The 18,619-nt window shown below is 38.6% G+C and carries 15 protein-coding genes; 6 read left to right on the top strand and 9 right to left on the bottom strand.

The annotated features are described in order from the left end of the window. Positions 1–20 precede the first annotated feature (20 nt). Positions 21–2,660: an ATP-dependent chaperone ClpB gene (gene clpB, locus E6H07_09875; protein ID TMI66187.1), complete on the bottom strand. Its 2,640-nt coding sequence runs from the start codon at positions 2,658–2,660 to the stop codon at positions 21–23. 112 nt (positions 2,661–2,772) lie between these two features. Between clpB and E6H07_09870 the strand changes: the two genes are divergently transcribed. Next, the gene (locus E6H07_09870) at positions 2,773–3,831 is read left to right on the top strand and encodes a beta-lactamase family protein (protein TMI66186.1); all 1,059 of its coding nucleotides are present in this window, start codon (positions 2,773–2,775) and stop codon (positions 3,829–3,831) included. 16 nt (positions 3,832–3,847) lie between these two features. Here E6H07_09870 and E6H07_09865 read toward each other — a convergent pair whose 3' ends face one another. After that, entirely contained in the window at positions 3,848–5,344 is a 1,497-nt protein-coding gene (locus E6H07_09865; GenBank protein TMI66185.1) for a carbohydrate kinase, read from the bottom strand. A 187-nt stretch (positions 5,345–5,531) separates the two neighbouring features. Between E6H07_09865 and E6H07_09860 the strand changes: the two genes are divergently transcribed. Then, a complete protein-coding gene (locus E6H07_09860) occupies positions 5,532–5,873 on the top strand; it encodes a hypothetical protein (protein TMI66184.1) in 342 nt (113 codons plus the stop codon). An 8-nt stretch (positions 5,874–5,881) separates the two neighbouring features. Here E6H07_09860 and E6H07_09855 read toward each other — a convergent pair whose 3' ends face one another. Together E6H07_09855 and E6H07_09850 are read right to left on the bottom strand one after the other, a co-directional pair. Further along, complete coding sequence (locus E6H07_09855) at positions 5,882–7,816, bottom strand: DUF3857 domain-containing protein (protein ID TMI66183.1); 1,935 nt, start codon at positions 7,814–7,816, stop codon at positions 5,882–5,884. 3 nt (positions 7,817–7,819) lie between these two features. Further along, complete coding sequence (locus tag E6H07_09850) at positions 7,820–9,832, bottom strand: DUF3857 domain-containing protein (protein ID TMI66182.1); 2,013 nt, start codon at positions 9,830–9,832, stop codon at positions 7,820–7,822. Between the two features lie 97 nt (positions 9,833–9,929). Here E6H07_09850 and queG point away from each other — a divergent pair, with 97 nt between their 5' ends. After that, positions 9,930–10,871: a tRNA epoxyqueuosine(34) reductase QueG gene (queG, locus tag E6H07_09845; GenBank protein TMI66181.1), complete on the top strand. Its 942-nt coding sequence runs from the start codon at positions 9,930–9,932 to the stop codon at positions 10,869–10,871. Here the strand turns inward: queG and E6H07_09840 are convergent. The 5 genes from E6H07_09840 to E6H07_09820 form a co-directional block, all read right to left on the bottom strand. Then, positions 10,859–11,425 (bottom strand): hypothetical protein, encoded by a 567-nt coding sequence (locus tag E6H07_09840; GenBank protein ID TMI66180.1) that lies wholly within the window; start codon positions 11,423–11,425, stop codon positions 10,859–10,861. The two genes, queG and E6H07_09840, sit on opposite strands and share 13 nt — an antisense overlap. Positions 11,426–11,435: 10 nt before the next feature. After that, positions 11,436–12,734: a hypothetical protein gene (locus E6H07_09835; protein TMI66179.1), complete on the bottom strand. Its 1,299-nt coding sequence runs from the start codon at positions 12,732–12,734 to the stop codon at positions 11,436–11,438. Positions 12,735–12,739: 5 nt separating this feature from the next. Then, positions 12,740–14,152, bottom strand: coding sequence for a hypothetical protein (locus E6H07_09830; GenBank protein ID TMI66178.1), 1,413 nt, complete (start codon positions 14,150–14,152; stop codon positions 12,740–12,742). After that, on the bottom strand, positions 14,142–14,702 hold the full coding sequence (locus E6H07_09825; protein ID TMI66177.1) for a sigma-70 family RNA polymerase sigma factor: 561 nt from the start codon (positions 14,700–14,702) through the stop codon (positions 14,142–14,144). Before E6H07_09825 ends, E6H07_09830 begins: the two co-directional genes overlap by 11 nt. Before the next feature lie 101 nt (positions 14,703–14,803). Next, complete coding sequence (locus E6H07_09820; protein ID TMI66176.1) at positions 14,804–15,964, bottom strand: AhpC/TSA family protein; 1,161 nt, start codon at positions 15,962–15,964, stop codon at positions 14,804–14,806. A 214-nt stretch (positions 15,965–16,178) separates the two neighbouring features. Between E6H07_09820 and rny the strand changes: the two genes are divergently transcribed. The 3 genes from rny (at position 16,179) to E6H07_09805 (ending at position 18,562) form a co-directional block, all read left to right on the top strand. Beyond that, a complete protein-coding gene (rny, locus tag E6H07_09815; protein TMI66175.1) occupies positions 16,179–17,744 on the top strand; it encodes a ribonuclease Y in 1,566 nt (521 codons plus the stop codon). 133 nt (positions 17,745–17,877) lie between these two features. Then, on the top strand, positions 17,878–18,243 hold the full coding sequence (locus tag E6H07_09810) for a 50S ribosomal protein L19 (GenBank protein ID TMI66174.1): 366 nt from the start codon (positions 17,878–17,880) through the stop codon (positions 18,241–18,243). A 118-nt stretch (positions 18,244–18,361) separates the two neighbouring features. Then, positions 18,362–18,562: a twin-arginine translocase TatA/TatE family subunit gene (locus E6H07_09805; protein TMI66173.1), complete on the top strand. Its 201-nt coding sequence runs from the start codon at positions 18,362–18,364 to the stop codon at positions 18,560–18,562. Positions 18,563–18,619: the final 57 nt, after the last annotated feature.

Genomic DNA, 18,619 nt, shown 5'->3' with positions numbered 1-18,619 from the left:
CGCATTTGGCGGGATGATTTTTATATCGTTGTTTTTTTCTCTTTTACTTTTCCATTTGTTTTAGTTGGTTCCTCATTTCTGAAGACAACTGTGTTGTCAAACACATCTACCAGCACAGGCTTGGATTTATCAATGTCTCCAGCGATTATTTTTTTACTCAAAGTATTAACGATCTCCTTCTGGATCAATCGTTTAAGTGGTCTTGCGCCGAATTGGGGGTCATATCCCTGTTCGGCAAGATAATCCAAAGCATAATCACTAAAAACAAGATTTATTCCACTATCAACAAGAATACGCTTTAAATTGTTTAATTGGATGCCTACTATACCGGCAATTTCCCTCTTCATGAGGGGTTGGAACATGATTATCTCGTCTACTCTATTAAGGAATTCGGGTCTGATAGTTTGACGTAACTCGTTCATAACCTCTACTTTAGTTCGATTTACGACTTCTTCTTTATTTTTTTCCGTAATGCCATCAAAATTTTCCTGGATCACCTGGCTGCCCAAATTGCTGGTCATAATAATTATCGTGTTTCGAAAATTGACCACCCTTCCTTTGTTATCCGTCAGTCTTCCGTCATCCAGCACTTGCAGTAGCACATTCCATACGTCGGGATGGGCTTTTTCAATCTCATCCAACAATACAACACTGTAAGGTTTTCTGCGAACGGCTTCAGTCAATTGACCACCTTCATCATAACCCACATATCCGGGAGGTGCTCCAACCAATCTTGATACGGTATGTTTTTCCTGGTACTCACTCATATCGATCCGGGTCATCATACTTTCATCATCAAATAAATATTCGGCCAATGCTTTTGCCAGCTCTGTTTTGCCAACACCGGTTGTGCCTAAAAATATAAATGAGCCAATCGGTTTTTTAGGATCCTGTAAACCTGCACGGCTACGACGAACGGCATCTGCCACAGCAGTTATTGCTTCCTCTTGTCCTATTACTCTTTCATGCAAATGTTTTTCAAGATGTAACAGCTTTTCTTTATCACTCTGTAGCATTTTGCTTACAGGTATGCCTGTTGCCTTTGCTACATTTTCTGCAATATCTTCAGCATCTACTTCTTCTTTTAAAAGACGTTTTTCGTTGGTACTGGCCAATTGCTGATTAAAGTCTTCAATTATTTTTTCCTGTTCTTTTATTTTTCCATAACGGATCTCAGCTACTTTTCCATAGTCTCCTTCCCTCTCAGCTCTTTCAGCCAGTTGTTTTAAACTTTCAATTTCTGCTTTTGCATTCTGCACCTTCTCTACAAGTTCCTTCTCTTCTTTCCATTTTGCTTTTAATGTATCTCTTTCAACTGAAAGATTTGCAATATCTGTATTCAGCCCTCTTAGTTGAATTTCATCATTTTCTCTTTTGATCGCTTCACGTTCTATTTCTAATTGTCTTATCTGTCTTTCGAGTTTATCCAACTCTTCAGGCATTGAATTCATTTCCAAACGAAGTTTTGCTGCGCTTTCATCAATCAGGTCAATGGCTTTATCCGGTAAAAAACGATCAGTAATATACCGGCTGGATAATTCCACTGCAGCAATAATTGCTTCATCTTTTATACGAACATGGTGATGTGTTTCGTAACGATCCTTTAAACCACGCAGAATAGAAATCGCATCTTCAACAGATGGTTCATCGATCATCACTTTCTGGAAACGGCGTTCAAGGGCTTTATCTTTTTCAAAATATTTCTGATACTCATTTAATGTAGTTGCACCTACTGCTCTCAACTCGCCTCTTGCCAATGCAGGCTTTAAAATATTTGCGGCATCCATAGCACCTTCACCACCACCAGCTCCTACCAGTGTATGTATTTCATCAATAAATAAAATGATCTCGCCATCGCTGGTGCTTACTTCTTTTATCACTGACTTCAATCTTTCTTCAAACTCACCTTTATATTTTGCACCGGCGATCAGCATTCCCATATCCAGCGCATAAATGATCTTTGATTTCAAATTTTCCGGTACATCGCCATTCACAATACGCATTGCCAAACCTTCTGCGATGGCTGTTTTACCAACACCGGGTTCACCAACTAATATTGGATTATTCTTTGAACGACGGGTCAGAATATGAAGTGTTCTTCTTATTTCTTCATCACGGCCAATAACCGGATCAAGCTTACCGTTCCTTGCCAGTTCATTCAGATTTTTTGCATATTTATTCAGCGCATTATAATCCTGGCTTTGTGTCTGCGAGGTTACTTTATCACCTTTACGTAAATCTTTAATTGCTGTTATCAAACCTTTTTCAGTAAGCCCTGAATTTTTCAAAAGCTTAGCTGTATTATCATTTCCCTGAACGATGGCTAACAGTAAATGTTCCGGAGTTACAAATTCATCATTAAACTGTTTTAAAGCGGCGCCTGCACGCAGTACAACATTTCCTGCATCACGGCTTACCTGTTGTGCAGGATCGCCTGATGTTTTGGATAATTTTGAAATAAGTTCATCAAGTTTAGTATCAACAAGATTAATTGTAACATTATTTCTTTTTAGCAAATAATCAACAGGCGAATCCTGTTGCTCGATCAATGCCTTTAAAATATGCTCGGTTTCAATAGCAGGGCTTTGAGCATTAAATGCTAACTGCTGTGCTGCTTGCACAGCTTCGGCTGCTTTTATGGTAAAATTTCCAAGATTCATATCGAATGTTTTTAATTGTTTATTTAACGAACAGTTCCATCTCCTCTGGCCAAAAACCAATAATTTTAAACATTAGTGTCAAATCCCAATCCTAATCCAAGATTCAGAAACTATGTCACAAAAAATCCTCTTAGACTGCCTGAAAAGCACAGTTATAGCAACCTTCCTGCTAATCTTACAGCCTTTGAATGCCCAAAACAAATGGGTCGACCTGGACGATATTCTCCAGCAAAAGCAACAATTGCTTGGCAAGGACCTGGTAATGATGGTGGCCAATAAGGACACTATCGTTTATAAAAAGGAGCTCGGTGATTTCAAAAGCAAAACCCCTGCCCCAATTGCGAGTGCCAGCAAATGGTTCACGGCTGCATTGGTAATGATATTGGTTGACGAAGGAAAAATTTCATTGGATGATAATATCGTAAACTATATACCTGAGTTTGGAAAATATTTCAAAAAATATATCACCGTCCGGCATTGCCTCAGCCATATGACCGGTATTAAAGAAGAAGGTGGTGTGATCAAGAATTTATTCCAAAGAAAAAAATACGAGTCGCTGGAAGAAGAAGTAAATGCAATAGCCTCAAGAGAAATACAGGCGGCACCGGGAACAGAGTTCCGGTATAGTGGATATGGATTAAATATTGCCGGTCGTATATGCGAAATAGTAACAAAGAAAAAATTTGATCAACTTATCAAACTAAAATTATTTGGCCCATTGACTATGCGCAGTTCCAATTTTACTGAAGCGAATATGGGCCCGATCAATCCTAGCGGCGGTGCTAAATCAACTGCAGAAGATTATATGAAATTTTTGACCATGCTGCTGAACCGCGGAAATTATAAAGGCAAACAGATCATCAGTGAAGCGTCGATCGATGAGATGATGAAAATAAATACGAAAGCTGAACAAATAAAATATGCCCCCAAATCTGCAACAGGTTTTAATTATGCATCAGGAAGTTGGGTGATTGAAGAAAAAGATAATAAGGCAACAGCACTTGCAAGCCCTGGATTATTTGGCACCTGGCCGATGATCGATTTCTGTCGCGGCTATGCTTATCTTGTTGTTGTAAAAAATTTTCTGGGAGAAGAAAGAGCCGATGCCCATTTGCAGATAAAAGAAGTTGTAGATGAACAATTCAAAAAGAATGATTGCAGCAAAGAATAAATCAGTGTAATCAATCTTATTCTTCTACTTCCTGCATTTTCATAAGCCCGATCAAGCTTTCTTTCCATTTTTGGTAAGCATCATTATAAATACTTTCCTGCAGCGGTTCAACTTTTTCAACTGCTTTCATATTTGTAAATGCTTCAGCAGGTGTTACAAAAAAGTTTGCACCAATACCTGCGCCTATTGCTGCACCAACGCTTCCATCACTGTTATATAATTCTACAGGCACCGCTGTTGTATTCACAAATGCTTTTACAAACGTTTTGCTTAAAAACATATTTGCTTTGCCTGCTCTTATCACTGTTGGCTTAATGCCGTTCTTTTTCATTATATCCAAACCATAACGAAAAGCAAATGAAACTCCTTCCTGTCCTGCACGATAAACATGCAATGGTGTATGAAGGTTCCAGTCAAAGTTGAGGATATGTGCACCAACAGTTTTGTTATTCAGCATTCGCTCAGCACCATTACCAAATGGAATCACTTGTACCCCTTCGCTGCCGGGATAGATTTTATTAGCTGCATCGTTCAATGCTTTATAATCTCCATTATTGGTGAAATTATTTTTGATCCAGTTATTGGTGATGCCTGCGCCGTTAATGCAAAGCAACACACCAATTCTTTTATTTTCCTCCGTATGGTTCACATGTGCAAAGCTGTTAATGCGGGATTGCTTATCAAATCCCAATTCATCACTTACTCCATATATTACTCCGCTTGTTCCTGCATTGGCAGCCACATCTCCGGGTTCCAGGACATTTAATGAAAGTGCATTGTTTGGCTGATCGCCGGCCTTATAGGTAACAGGAATACCTGCTTTTAATGCCAACGCATCAGCAACATCTTTCTTCAATAGACCATGTGATGAAAAAACGGGCTGAATGGAAGGAATGATACTTTTATCAAAGCCAAAATATTCAAAAACGTCTTTGCTCAGTTTCTCTTTCTTAAAATCCCAGAAGATACCTTCACTTGCAGCTGATGAAGTAGTCGTCATATCACCTGTCAGTTGCATAGCGATAAAATCTCCGGGCAACAATATCTTGTCTATTTTTTCATAAATAGCCGGCTCATTTTCTTTTACCCATGCCAGTTTCGATGCAGTAAAATTTCCAGGGGAATTCAATAATCTTGACAAGCATTTTTCGTTACCAATTTTTTTAAATGCCTTCTCACCGATCTTGACCGCACGGCTATCACACCAGATAATTGAGTTACGCAAAACATTTTTGTCTTTGTCTACACAAACCAATCCATGCATCTGGTAAGCAATACCGATAGCACCGATATCCTTTGGGTCATATTTACCGCTTGCATTTAATCTCAAAATAGCCTGTTGTACATCATGCCACCAGGTATCAGGCGATTGTTCTGCCCAACCTGGCTCTTTTGCGATAATAGGTGATTCCGAATCCGGATATTGTGCAGAAGCGATGGTTTGCTGGGTTGCTCCGTCAACTACGGATACCTTTACAGATGAAGTGCCGAGATCAATGCCGAGTAATAACATACAATTGGTTAAAGTAAAAATTAGGGTTGCTAAGATAGCTATTCGGATAATAGTATAGCATTAAATATGCCCGAAGCTTTTTGTAGCCTGCTGGTCGTTTTAGGGGCACTAAACTACCGGAATCCGGGTTTATCTTTGAGAGGTCCCGGCACTCAGCTAAACCGCTTATACTCTAAATTTTAAAGCTATGTACGAACACCGTAAACAGCCTTTGGCCAAACCAGTCGTTTTTTATGTCCGGATTTTCAAAAATATCCTCGTTGCCCTGGTAATAATATTTGCTTCGCTGATGATCGGAACTTTCGGCTATCAGCATTTTGAAGGCTGGCAATGGCTTGATGCTTTTCAAGAGGCATCGATGATATTGAGCGGAATGGGTCCTGTAAAGGATATTTATACCCCTGGAGGTAAATGGTTCAATTCACTCTATGCAATATTCAGCGGTGTGGTTTTTATTACCAATATTGGTTTGATACTGGCGCCGGCATTGCATCGTTTATTTCATAAGCTGCATTTAGAAGATGATTGAAAAGTTTATCAGAATGCTTTTAACTCACCCTCTTTTTTAACTAACACCACACGATTACGATCGGCTTTGTAGATAGCTTCATAAAATTTTACCAGCTCAGCATAATCAGAAGCGGGATAAACGCCGCCCTTGTATTCAATTTGGCGATGATAAAATAGTTTTCCCTCTTTTGCTTGTACAGATACTTTGTAGGCAGCAAACTTGCTGCTGATGTTAACATCCTGCGGAACTGACTCCTGCGAATACCCAGCCGGCAGTTGAATTTCGATACTATCAACATCTTTGTATGCAAAACCAAGATCAATATCAAATTTTCTGGTTGAATCAACTGAAAGACGACGATAGGTTTTGTTCATAATGTTGGGAACAATGAATAATCTTTTACCTGTAATTGTAGCATAATTAAATACTGTGATGTCCAGCGATTCATTCATTCCCGGAATTTTTCCCTTCTGTTCTTTATAATCAAATGAATTGATATTATAAGTAGAGAAATCAAATCCACCCTGTAATCTTTCTTTCCATTTATCTTTTGCCAGCCTGTTAATAGCTCCCTGCAGATCATCCTGCTGCATGGCCATATATTGCGTATTGGCTTTGAAATTAAGAGTAGCATCATCACTTAATACAGCTTGTATTTTTCTTAATTGTAGGTTTTCATTCATCGTATACTGAGGAGTCTTTACCAGCACACCTCCCTCTTCAGTGATAAGCAATGCATGACGATTGCCGGTAAAATCACCCATATAACCTGCCGACTTATATTGATCAGTACACTCCAACCACATCGTGTCTTTATTATTCGGCACACAAAGAATAACATGATTGAACTGGGTCGTTGAAAAATCAGTGAAGATATCATCCTCATCATCACCAGCTTTTATGATCGTATATAAAGATGAGATGCCAGCCTCTTTCAGCAAAGCATACATATAGTTTGATAAAGCCTTACAATCACCATACCTGTTACCTGCTACATATTTTGCATCAAATGGCTGCAAACCACCAATACCCAATTGAACACTTATATATCTTGTATTGGCCTGGAGATATTCGTATAGTTTTTTTATTTTTTCTTCGTTTGAACTTAGCCCTGCAACCAGGTTTCTTACCTGTTGTTTAATTGCATCCGGTAATTCATCACGGTTCTTTTTTAACTCGTAAACAAATTTTCCAAATTCTTTCCATGAACTATTACTCCCTTTATAACCTTCGAATTCAAATTCTGCCAGCGCTAATCTTATATTCGGCACTATCCGGGTAAGAGAAGGACTGAAAGACTCTCTTTGTATAGCCTGCATCGTTTCGGTCTTCCATTGATATGTTTTCTTATCCTTATCACCGGGAGTTATTACAGGCTCTTTTTCAAAATTCACTTTTTTAAATACCAGTGTAGCTGATGATGGTAGCATAACTGTGTAATCTGATTTTTCTACCGATACTGCATAACCCCGCTGTGGATAATAAGGCGGTATAAATAAAGTACCGTCATACACAACTTCGCATTCATACTCCACCGTATATGGAAAAACTTTATAATAAAAATTATGCAGCTTCACACGGTTATCTTCAAATAAGCTGAAATCACTGATATTGCTTACATCTTTTATTTCATTCTTTTTCAATTCTCTCATTTTCTTACCATTGGCATCATACAATTTTCCATCAATGCTTTTTATGGAAGAAAGTTTGTCATAATGTTCTACAAACTGCGCATAATCTTCACCTGCTTCATTAAGAATGGTAACTGCATATCTTTCGGTCACCCTCATCTTTCCAAGACTTTCTATTTCCACCCTTGTGGAATAATTCCTGTAAACAACATTGGCATTTTTCAGCAGATCCTTTGAGATTGCCAAAACGGAATAATCATCATCGCCAGAGGCAAATGCTGCGCCTGTGATAAAACAAAAGGTCATCAACATCAAAAAACATTTGATCATGAATTATTTTTTCTTTTTAAATACAATTTGCTCAGTTTGTTTTGCAACCACCATATTAAAAAACTCACGCAGCAGATCATACTCTTCCGGGGCAAATACAGTACGCTTTATTTGCAGGCGGCAGCGTAATGAAATAGTACCTCCTGATTCACTGATCCGGTATTCAAATAATCCTTCGCCTTCATCATTTAATTTCAATACCATCGGTTTTGGCATTTCGTCGACTGTATAGCCAGTCGGTACATCCATTGATAAAATATATGTTTCATCCATTGTATAAGGCATTTCGACAGGATAATATCTTTCTGCTGATTTAAAAGGATTGTTTTTATATCCTTCACCAAACATCGGGTTCAGGTAAATAATATCCTCTGTTCCCGCGTCAAGAAGGAAATCGTAGAATATTCCAACAGGATCATCTTTTTTATTTAGTGAATCGATCCTGAAATTCTGGATATCCACTTCTGCATTAAATCCCTTTTTTATATCAGCCTTTACGGATTCCTTACCTTTTTCTTTGATAGTACTGCGTATGTCTGAAGACTCCGCATAGCCGGGTATCTGCTGCACGGCCCCGCTTAATTTTCCATTTTCATTGATGATAAATACAGAACTCAGTTTTTTTTCATTTAACATGTCGGTATTAAGCTCAATGGCCTCTGGTTCGCCGTTGATTATCCGTGCATGCCCGTTATAACAAAGCGGATCTAATCTGCCAAAACCCAGCACAGGGTCTGATGCGTCGAGATAATATTTTTTCCCATCAACAACCAATTGGGCAATTACAAAATTAAACCTGTCAAGTAATGGATACATTGCGTAAGTCATGCCGCGGTTTCTTAAGCCTAACAACACAGGATCGGTCGTAAAACCTGCCGTCCTCAGTATACCTACTAACAACAAGTTTATATCTGCTACATTCCCGTTCTTTGTTTTTAAAAGATTGCGCAAATTCTGTGAAAGAAATTTGGCATTATGATCTGTGCAGGTGTAATTATCTCGTACGTATTCGAAAATGAGTTTTGCTTTTTCAAGATTTGCCTCTTTAATCAGTTTTGCTTTTATTGGTATTTCATCAGCAAGATATCCATGATCATTTCTAATTGGCAGACCGAAATACTCATTCCTTTCCAACTCATCATTTAGTTCTTTCCAGGTACCCATAATGCTTCGTGGTTCCAGCGGTGACATATGGGCATTGAGCTGAAATTCAATTTTTGAAATATGATTCCTTAATGTTGAAGTGTATGCTTCCTTTTTTAAAGCATTTACATTTTTCATTACCCAGCGGAAGTCATTTACTACTGCATTAAAAGAAAACCGTTCCGGTGCAGCGCCACCTCTTGATGTGCTTCCTGCAAAAATATCATTGCGTTCTTTTCTTTCGTTGATATCAAAAGTGCGGTAGCCTTGTGTAAGAGTGATATAAGAAAAGAATTCAGGGATGCCCACTGAATATTCGCTCCATAATACCGGGTACTCACCCTGGAATGTCCATGACTGAAGATTTCGTAAAAAATCAGATTTAACCTTATACTCGACTTCAATGATACAACCCTCTTTCAGGTTAGGCAACGTAAATTTTTTGACTGCAACATTTTTATCAATCTTGTCTTTAAACACTGATCCTTTATCCATTTTCGTTTCAACCACCTTACCATTTTCCAGGTTATAGGTTGTTGCTTTCACATTCACCAATTCTTCTTCAGCACTACCGGATGTATACAGCGGCACTTCAAAATTAGCTTCGTCATATGCATTTTTATTAAGGATATGGATCCTTACCTGTCTTTCAAATTCAAGAGAGAACCATCCGCTGTTATTACCAACAAAACTACTATTGCCTACATCTGCAATAACGACTGCATAGGCGTTGCTGTCAATAGAATAAACCTTTTTAAAATCCTCAGCAGAAACTTTTCCGAATTTAACCGGGCCCTTTTCAGATTTTTGGGCAATGATAAAGGGGGAAAAAAGAAATAATAATCCCGGAAGGAGTAAAACTTGTTTTCTCATGTGGTGTGTATTAGTGAACGTTTGCAGTTAATTATTTAAATTAAGCTAAATGATTAAAAATTAAAAATCTGCTGGTATTATTTTTTAATTTGTGACTGTGGGTAACAAAACTCAAAATACGGCGTGGATAAAAGAGCAAGCCTGGCGACTTGGGTTTGATTTTTGCGGCATTGCGAAATCTCAAAAACTGGATGCTGATGCAAAACGCCTGGAAAACTGGCTCAGTAAAAGTATGCAAGGCGGTATGCACTACATGGAAAACTATTTTGAAATGAGGGTTGATCCATCCCGGCTGGTACCCAGTGCTAGATCGGTGATCACATTATTGAAAAACTATTTTCCACCACAACTACAGAACACAACCGCCCCAAAAATTTCCAAATATGCTTTTGGCAAAGATTATCATGATGTAATTCGCCAGCAATTAACAGAACTAATTGGGCTGATGAAGGAAAATATCGGTGAAGTAAATGGAAGAGGATTTGTAGACAGTGCACCGGTACTTGAAAGAACATGGGCCCAGAAAAGTGGTTTGGGTTGGGTTGGTAAAAATGGGAATTTGATCAATAAACAAAGCGGCTCATTTTATTTTATTGCTACGTTGATCACAGATATCGAATTGGAATATGATGATCCGTTTGCAAAAGATTATTGCGGCACCTGCACAAAGTGTATTGATGCCTGCCCTACAGATGCAATCCTGCCTGATAGAGTTGTTGATGGAAGTAAATGTATTTCCTATTTCACCATTGAGCTAAAAGATGCATTAATACCGGGTGAAATGAAAGGCAAATTCCAAAACTGGATGTTTGGTTGTGATATCTGCCAGGATGTTTGTCCCTGGAACCGTTTTTCAAAACCACATAACGAAATTGAATTTACACCTCTACCTGAAATATTAAACTTCACTACTAAAGAATGGGAAGCGATGAGTGAAGAAAGTTTCAAAAAAATATTTTCCGGTTCGGCGGTTAAAAGAACAAAGTATAAAGGCCTGCAACGTAACCTGAAGTTTATCCAACCCGGTCAGAACCCATAACCAACTTTAATTGATAACGCCTGCAGGTTGTATTTATATGTTTCAATGTTTTCCGGGCAGGGCCCTATAAGGCAGGGATAAGTAGTTTTTATTTCTTCGCTATAAACTTTATTTGAATAACCAAAATACAAAAGTATAGCATCATTAGTTTTACTTACGCTGATCTTATATCCAAAGCCTGCATTCCAGAATAAACCATTCTTTGTTTCTGATACAGACCCCCAGTTCCAGTCATTGTAAGCATTATCCCGCCATGGAAAATTGATCCCTGCACCGGATGAAAAATAAATATTCTTTTTAGGCGCCACACGAAAACCTCTTTCCACTGAAAGAAAAACGGGAATGCTTCTCTGGTAATACCAATCGATACCTGTACCAATACCTGTGAACCATTTATTAAAACGAATTCCGTTTATCGTTTGTATCTGCGGGTTACTACCGTTGCTGCCAACTAAAAGGCCGACATAGTTTTGAGTAGAAAAAGCCACTTTGTTTTGTGCTTGCACACTACAACATACTGTAAGAAACATAAAAGCAATAATATTTTTTTTCATACAGGTATTTTTATCTGTCAACTGAAATTTTACTTCTCTGAACTAGGTTTGAAGAATTGCTATAGTCATATTGATACAAGCCATCCTTCGCAACTACTACAAGATTATTATTCCATGCAATGGCATCATAGGTTTCAATACCAGGTATATGTTTTTTCAAAGTAAGATTGCCGGGAGAACTTGCATCATACATTTTCAACCCATCTCTTCCATCGCAGACAAATAAGAGATCGCCATCTTTTGATAATCCATGTGGATGTGTCAATGCATAGGTACGCAATAATGATGGGGCGGAAAGATTAGTAATATTCACAACATCCAACTGGTTGCTAAAACCCTGGCAATTTGTACCATCATGTAATGTTACATAAGCATAATTACCATCAGATATCACCGGGTCACAGGCACGGGCATGCTGAAACTGTCCTTCACGTACCGGTGTGGCCGGGTTAGTTATGTCATAAATAAACATACCGGAAGCAGAGCCGAGGAATAATTTATTCCTGAAAGGATAAATGGTTTCTATTTGCCAGCCAGCATTGCTTGAAGCAACCTGATGCGGATTAAGAGCATTGTTGATATCAAAGCTGCGAAGTTCATAGTTGTTTACACAGTACATGTAATTGTTTACAATCGACATTCTTGCCATTGAGCCAGCTACGCCCGGCACACTAACACTACCACCTCCACCTGTACCTAAGGCAACACTTGAAGCAGAACTAAAAAGCATTGCATCTCTTTTATTCCAGTTATTATAGGTGTAATATTCAACAGAAGTATCTTTCTTGATCCAATCAACTACTACATTATTACTGTCTGCAATAAACCCATATCCATAAGTCCTGAATGGAAAAACAAAAGGAATAAATTTTTCAAACCGTACTGATAATGGATTGGTGATATCTATCACTACCATATCGGTAAATAAATCCGCATATAATGTATTTCCTTTTACGGCAATATCCAGGTTACCCGGAATATTGATAAATGCTTTGACGACAGGATTAGATGGGTTTGTGTTGTCAATAATATGCACGCCTTTATCAATATCATTCAGAAAAATATAATTACCATACATGTAAAGCTTACCCGGTGACTCGATAGATTGTGGCGCATTGCTTTTAATATTGGCATACACTTCCGTTTTGCTTTTATATACCGGTCTCATCAAAGTATAGGTATGCGTTACTTTATCTTTCAGGCATGAATAAAAAATAACTGCAGTTAAAAACAGGATCGGCAGTAAAATTATTTTTCTCATAAAATGGTATTTAAAAAGTTGACAATTGAGTTTCTCCGACCGTTGCATGGCCCTTACTTTTTTATTACCCAGTTCATTTTTATTCCGAAGGAGTTTAAGTAGTTATAATTTGGGGGGTCGGTCTTTTGCAGCATGCTGATGTGAGAATTATAAAAAATCCCGAGATTTAATGGATGCTTGTTATCCTTGAAAAGGCTTACTCCTAAAGCTGTATGATACACAAGATTAAAATCATTGTACATTCTTTTATCCTTAAAAAATTTCTTGGAACTTTTGTCGTATACCAGCGCATCGCTGGCAATAAGAAATGAAGGCACAAAACCATTTTCCCATACAATAGGGATTTTTTCTCCTTTATTAAGCTGCCATAATATTAATAAGGGTACCTGGATAAAATAATAGCGGTTCTTATAAACTGTTGACTGACCCGCCCTATAAAACCCATCTGTTGTTTGCGAACGTAAATCATTATTGATTACGGTTACGCTATCTACATATGCACCCACCATTTGCTTGGTGGTATACGCTGCAATATTTAACCCGGTTGAGAAATAAGTTTTCTTTCCAATCTTTCTTTTTGCGTATACTCCAAGCTGCCAATAACCTCCTTTCAACGGAATTGAATCAGCATGGCTTGTAGACATAGTTGACGGATTATTAGTGCTTGAATTGGGGGCTGAAAACAGATCCGCACTTTTAGCCCCTCCAATATCCAGTAATTCTCCTTTTGTAAGTTTTGTTGAACCAAGTGCACCATTCAAACCAATCTCCCATTTATTTTTACGGGTTGAATCTTTTTTCTTTTTCGATTCATTTGCTACTTGTTCAACTACTAGATCGTTTTTAACAACAGTATCTATTTTATCCTTTTTTTCTCCTATTGGTTTCTGATCATCTCCCTTTGTTTGCTTAACAACATCATTCGAAGGTTCAATGATGCCCGAATCATCAGCTTTATTGATTTGAGGTTCGTTGGTTGTTGCAGGAACATTGTTGGTTTTTGTTACGGCTTGCCCGTCATTTTTTATTTCCGTTGATGGTTTTGTTTTAGCGATCTGTGCTTTTTGCTCTTTCTGTTTTGGCTGTTCTGTACTTTCTGGAGATGTTTTTTCTTTTTCTACAGAAACAACCTCTTGCTTCGATTTTTCAGTTTCATTTTTAACATCAAAGTCATTACCTTTTTTATTTTCTTCAGGGTTTGTATCTAGAGTTGTGTTTTCGGTTTTAGCTGAAACAGGTTTATGGTTAATGGTAATTGAATCCTTTTTAGTATTGGGTTGATTAAATAAAAAATATCCTCCGCCGGCCAGCAACAGCCCGCCGAAAAGAAACCAAAAAATGATCACTCTTCTTTTTTTCTTTTCGCGGATACGGCGTTCCACTTCTACCCAAACCTGCGGGTTGGGCGAAAACCGCACCTCATCCATTTTTTGCTGCACCTTGTTTACAAATTTATCAGCGGACATAAGTTTCTTTTTTATCTGTTAATTCATTTTTGTTCACCCATTCGATCAGCAAACTTCTTGAACGGCTGTACTGCGAACGGGATGTGCCTTCGCTGATGCCCAGCAACTTTCCAATTTCTACATGTGTATAGCCTTCCACTGCATGCAGATTGAAAATTGTTTGATACCCTGTTGGTAATTGGCGTATCAGCTCAGCTAATTCTTTTGCAGACATTTTTACTTCTGCATCGTTCTCGGTTACCGGGTGCAGCGCATCTTCGCTGCTGAATGATAGATCAAGCCGGTAGTTTCTGTGTTTCTTTAAAAAATTCAGGGCTGTTGTCACCATTATCCTGCGGATCCATGCACCGAGTTCGCCTTCGTTCCTATAATTATGTAAATGCGTAAATACTTTTACAAATCCATCCTGCAACACATCTTCTGCATCAGCAACTGATTTGGTATAGCGATAACAAACCCCCAGCATCTGTTCGGCAAAACAGTCATACAACTGTTTTTGAGCAGATGGTATTGCTTTCAAACAATCCCGTACCAATCGGTTAAAATCCATTTCCTGAAGTTAATAAGTTGACAATTGTATCTCTGCTATCGTTGCATGTTAAAAAAAATCCCCCCGGATACCGGAGGGATTTAAAAATCTTATGAATTAAATTAAAACCCTTTTTTCTCAACAAACTCTGCCAGTTTAGAATCCAGCTCTTCGCCTCTAATGTTTTTGGCAACAATTTTTCCTTCCGGATCCAATAAAAGATTTTGAGGAATTGCCTGTATGCCATACATAACTGAAACTTCGTTTTTCCAACCTTTCAGATCACTTACCTGCGTCCAATACAAACCATCATCATGAATTGCTTTCATCCATTTTTCTTTTTGACCGGGGTTATCCAAAGAAACACCGATGATATGAAATCCTTTTTCTCTGAATTTAGCATATGCCTTAACCAGGTTCGGATTTTCTGCACGGCAAGGGCCGCACCAACTTGCCCAGAAATCAATCAATAAATATTTACCTCTTAAAGATGATAAAGCTACTGGCTGCCCGAGTGTGTCGTTTTGTGTGAAGTCCATTGCTATTCTTCCAACTCCTGTTTTTTTGGTTATCTCAATTTTTTCTTTGAACTCAACAGCAGAAGGAAGTGACCGGGTTGCTTCTGGCAAAGAATTAAACACGGGTTCTACTTTCTCTACATCAATATCCCAGCCTGCATATTGGTTCATAGCATACATTGCTATCGGCGATGAAGCATTGTTGCGGAGATAAGCTCCGTAAACTGCTTCTTTCCTGTCTGCACTGATAGCATCAATTTCTTTTTCTGTATTATCCTGTCCTACTTTATCTTTTGCTTTTGCAAACTCACTATATTTTTTATACAGTGGTTCCAGTTTATCATCAAAAGGTTTATTCTGCTTTTGCAGTTTTACATACTCAGCATGTGCATCTGAGCTTTTCACCTTTACATTACTAAAAGAATCTACGGAAACAATTTTTATTGTTCCTGGCTCAATGAACACAGCAGTCATGTCTCTTTTATAATTAACAGCAACGGGCTTTCCAGGATCGGTACTTTTATATTTCACCCTGATCCTTGCAGTTTGAGGTTCTACGGTTTTTCCTGTATAGCTATACTTGCCGTTGGAAACTTTTACACTATCATTTAAATAGTTATCACCCTGGCGGTAAGAAAAAAACACCCATTCAGGTTCCATTTTAAGATTGCTCAGTTTGCCTTTTATTTTAAACTCTTTGGCTTTGTCGTCCTGTGCTGATGACACCAACGGGGCCAGTATCAGGATAAACAGTAGTTTCTTCATGTTACTTGTTTTAGAGATGCAAGTTTAGCGAATTTATGCCCGGCAAAGCGGCCAGATTTACGAACGGCTAAAATTATACCCGGCTCACTTCATTTTTTCCTTATATGCTCCGGTTTTGTATCTTCGTGAGCCTCTGCACAATGCGGAGACAATTAAAACTGTATGATGAATACTTGCCATCATATGATTCGGAACAAACAAAAACATACAATTAATGACTCCAGATATTTTATACATCATCATTGGTGTGGGTGCCTTGGTCGTGGGCATTATACTGGGTAAACTACTGTTTGCCAAGAACACAAGAAAGAAAATAGAAGAAGCAGAACTCCAGTCTCAAACAATCCTTAGAGAAGCTGAACTGAGAGCCGAAAACATCCGGAAAGAAAAAGAACTGGAGGCTAAGGAAAAATTTGTGCAGATGAAATCGGCACATGACCGCGAGGTGAATGACCGCAGCCGGAAAATAAATGACTCCGAGAACCGCATCCGCCAAAAAGAACAATCTATCAACCAGAAAGAAACTAACCTTGATAAGTATATCAAAGAAAATGAGGCTATCAAGGAAAATCTGAACCGCCAGATAGAATTGGTAAATATTAAAAGAACCGAACTGGAGAAACACCAGGAAGAACATATTCGCCGTCTTGAAAAAATTGCTGCCCTCAGTGCTGAAGAAGCGAAAGCTCAATTAATAGAAAGTCTGAAGCAGGAAGCACAGACAAAAGCTATCGGAATTCAGCAGGAAATAATTGATGATGCAAAACAAAAAGCCAACAAAGAGGCCCGTAAAATAATTATTCAAACCATTCAGCGTACTGCATCTGAGCAGGCAATTGAAAATGCAATCACAGTATTCAATCTTGAAAGTGATGAAATAAAAGGACAGATCATTGGCCGCGAAGGACGTAATATCCGTGCTATCGAAGCAGCTACTGGCGTTGACTTAATTGTTGACGATACTCCGGAAGCAATTCTTCTTTCATGTTTCGATCCATTGCGTCGTGAAATTGCACGCCTTAGTTTACAAAGGCTGGTAGCCGATGGCCGTATTCACCCTGCAAGAATTGAAGAAGTGGTGGATAAAACCCGTAAGCAACTGGAAGACCAGATAATGGAAATTGGTGAAAGAACAGTGATCGAGTTAGGTATTCATGGATTGCATAAAGAGTTGGTAAGAATAGTTGGCAAAATGCGTTTCCGTTCTTCTTACGGGCAAAACCTGTTGATGCATAGCCGTGAAGTTGCCAATCTTTGTGCAACGATGGCAGCAGAACTGGGCATGAATCCTAAACTGGCTAAACGTGCAGGCTTGCTACATGATATTGGTAAAGTACCTGATGAAGAAAGTGAATTGAGCCACGCATTGCTGGGAGCAAAAATTGCTGAAAAATACGGTGAAATTCCAGCTATTGTAAATGCAATCGGTGCTCACCACGATGAAATGGAAATGCAATATGTGATCTCACCAATCGTACAGGCATGTGATTCGATAAGTGGTGCAAGGCCCGGTGCCCGCAGGGAGATAATGCAACAATACCTTCAGCGTATTAGGGACTTGGAAACGATGGCAATGGCATATACCGGAGTAGAAAAAGCTTATGCTATCCAGGCCGGACGTGAATTGAGAGTGATTGTGGAAGCTGATAAGGTAACCGACCAGGATTCTGAAAGACTTTCTTTTGAAATAGCCCAGAAAATTCAGACCGAAATGACCTTCCCGGGACAGATAAAAGTGACTGTGATCAGGGAAAAGAGGGCTGTGAATGTAGCGAGGTAATTGGGTATTAGGATATTAGCTACTGAAGCATAATGACATTGGCTTAATCAGGATTTTTTACAAATTCTCCAATTATCCAACTCCTAATTAACCACTTTCCCCCTATCTTTGCGACCCGTTAAAATCAAAGATTATGAACGCTATATCATACGTACACGAGCAACTTACAACTAAGAAAGAATTTCCTGCTTTTAAAGCTGGTGACAATATCACTGTAAACTATAAGATCGTAGAAGGAAACAAGGAAAGGATTCAGAGTTTCAAAGGTGATGTTCTCAAACGCCAGGGCACAGGGCCAACACAAAGTTTTACAGTACGTAAAATATCTGATGGTGTAGGAGTAGAGAGATTATTTCCTCTTTTCTCACCAAATATTGATTCAATTGAACTGAACAAGTCAGGTAATGTTCGTCGTGCTAAACTATTTTACCAGCGTAAACGTAGTGGTAAGAGTGCAAGGATCCGTGAAAAACGCCAGGCTCACGAAACAGCAGAATAATATTTTAAGACAAGATATTGATTCCCTCCAGCTAAAACCGGGGGGATTTTTTTTAACTTAACTCCCGCAGCTATTATAAAGAAGTAGTGCTTATCTTTGAAATCTTAATAAACACAATATGGAACCTGTATTATTAGCATTCGGAACCAATGAAATGATCATTATCGTGATTGTGGTTCTATTAATGTTCGGTGGCAGAAAAATACCTGAACTGATGAGAGGATTGGGTAAAGGTGTTCGTGAATTCAATGATGCCAAGAATAATGTAAAAAAAGAGATTGAAGAAAACGTAAGCGAAAATAAAAACCCCGCTAACTAATCTCCTCAACCCCTCCTGGGCGACTCAGTCCGGCAGGTATTTGTTTTACCACTATCA

This window comes from Bacteroidota bacterium, from assembly GCA_005882315.1.
In the GTDB taxonomy this organism is placed as follows: domain Bacteria; phylum Bacteroidota; class Bacteroidia; order Chitinophagales; family Chitinophagaceae; genus VBAR01.
This window is presented reverse-complemented; position numbering and strand designations above follow the sequence as displayed.

Bases quoted from the DNA above. Each gene is read 5' to 3' on its own strand.
- clpB (TMI66187.1), bottom strand. From the start codon at position 2,660: ATGAATCTTGGAAATTTTACCATAAAAGCAGCCGAAGCTGTGCAAGCA.
- E6H07_09820 (TMI66176.1), bottom strand. From the start codon at position 15,964: ATGAAGAAACTACTGTTTATCCTGATACTGGCCCCGTTGGTGTCATCA.
- E6H07_09805 (TMI66173.1), top strand. From the start codon at position 18,362: ATGGAACCTGTATTATTAGCATTCGGAACCAATGAAATGATCATTATC.
- E6H07_09825 (TMI66177.1), bottom strand. From the start codon at position 14,702: ATGGATTTTAACCGATTGGTACGGGATTGTTTGAAAGCAATACCATCT.
- rny (TMI66175.1), top strand. From the start codon at position 16,179: ATGACTCCAGATATTTTATACATCATCATTGGTGTGGGTGCCTTGGTC.
- E6H07_09850 (TMI66182.1), bottom strand. From the start codon at position 9,832: ATGAGAAAACAAGTTTTACTCCTTCCGGGATTATTATTTCTTTTTTCC.
- E6H07_09860 (TMI66184.1), top strand. From the start codon at position 5,532: ATGTACGAACACCGTAAACAGCCTTTGGCCAAACCAGTCGTTTTTTAT.
- E6H07_09840 (TMI66180.1), bottom strand. From the start codon at position 11,425: ATGAAAAAAAATATTATTGCTTTTATGTTTCTTACAGTATGTTGTAGT.
- E6H07_09870 (TMI66186.1), top strand. From the start codon at position 2,773: ATGTCACAAAAAATCCTCTTAGACTGCCTGAAAAGCACAGTTATAGCA.
- E6H07_09835 (TMI66179.1), bottom strand. From the start codon at position 12,734: ATGCAACGGTCGGAGAAACTCAATTGTCAACTTTTTAAATACCATTTT.
- E6H07_09865 (TMI66185.1), bottom strand. From the start codon at position 5,344: ATGTTATTACTCGGCATTGATCTCGGCACTTCATCTGTAAAGGTATCC.
- E6H07_09830 (TMI66178.1), bottom strand. From the start codon at position 14,152: ATGTCCGCTGATAAATTTGTAAACAAGGTGCAGCAAAAAATGGATGAG.
- E6H07_09855 (TMI66183.1), bottom strand. From the start codon at position 7,816: ATGATCAAATGTTTTTTGATGTTGATGACCTTTTGTTTTATCACAGGC.
- E6H07_09810 (TMI66174.1), top strand. From the start codon at position 17,878: ATGAACGCTATATCATACGTACACGAGCAACTTACAACTAAGAAAGAA.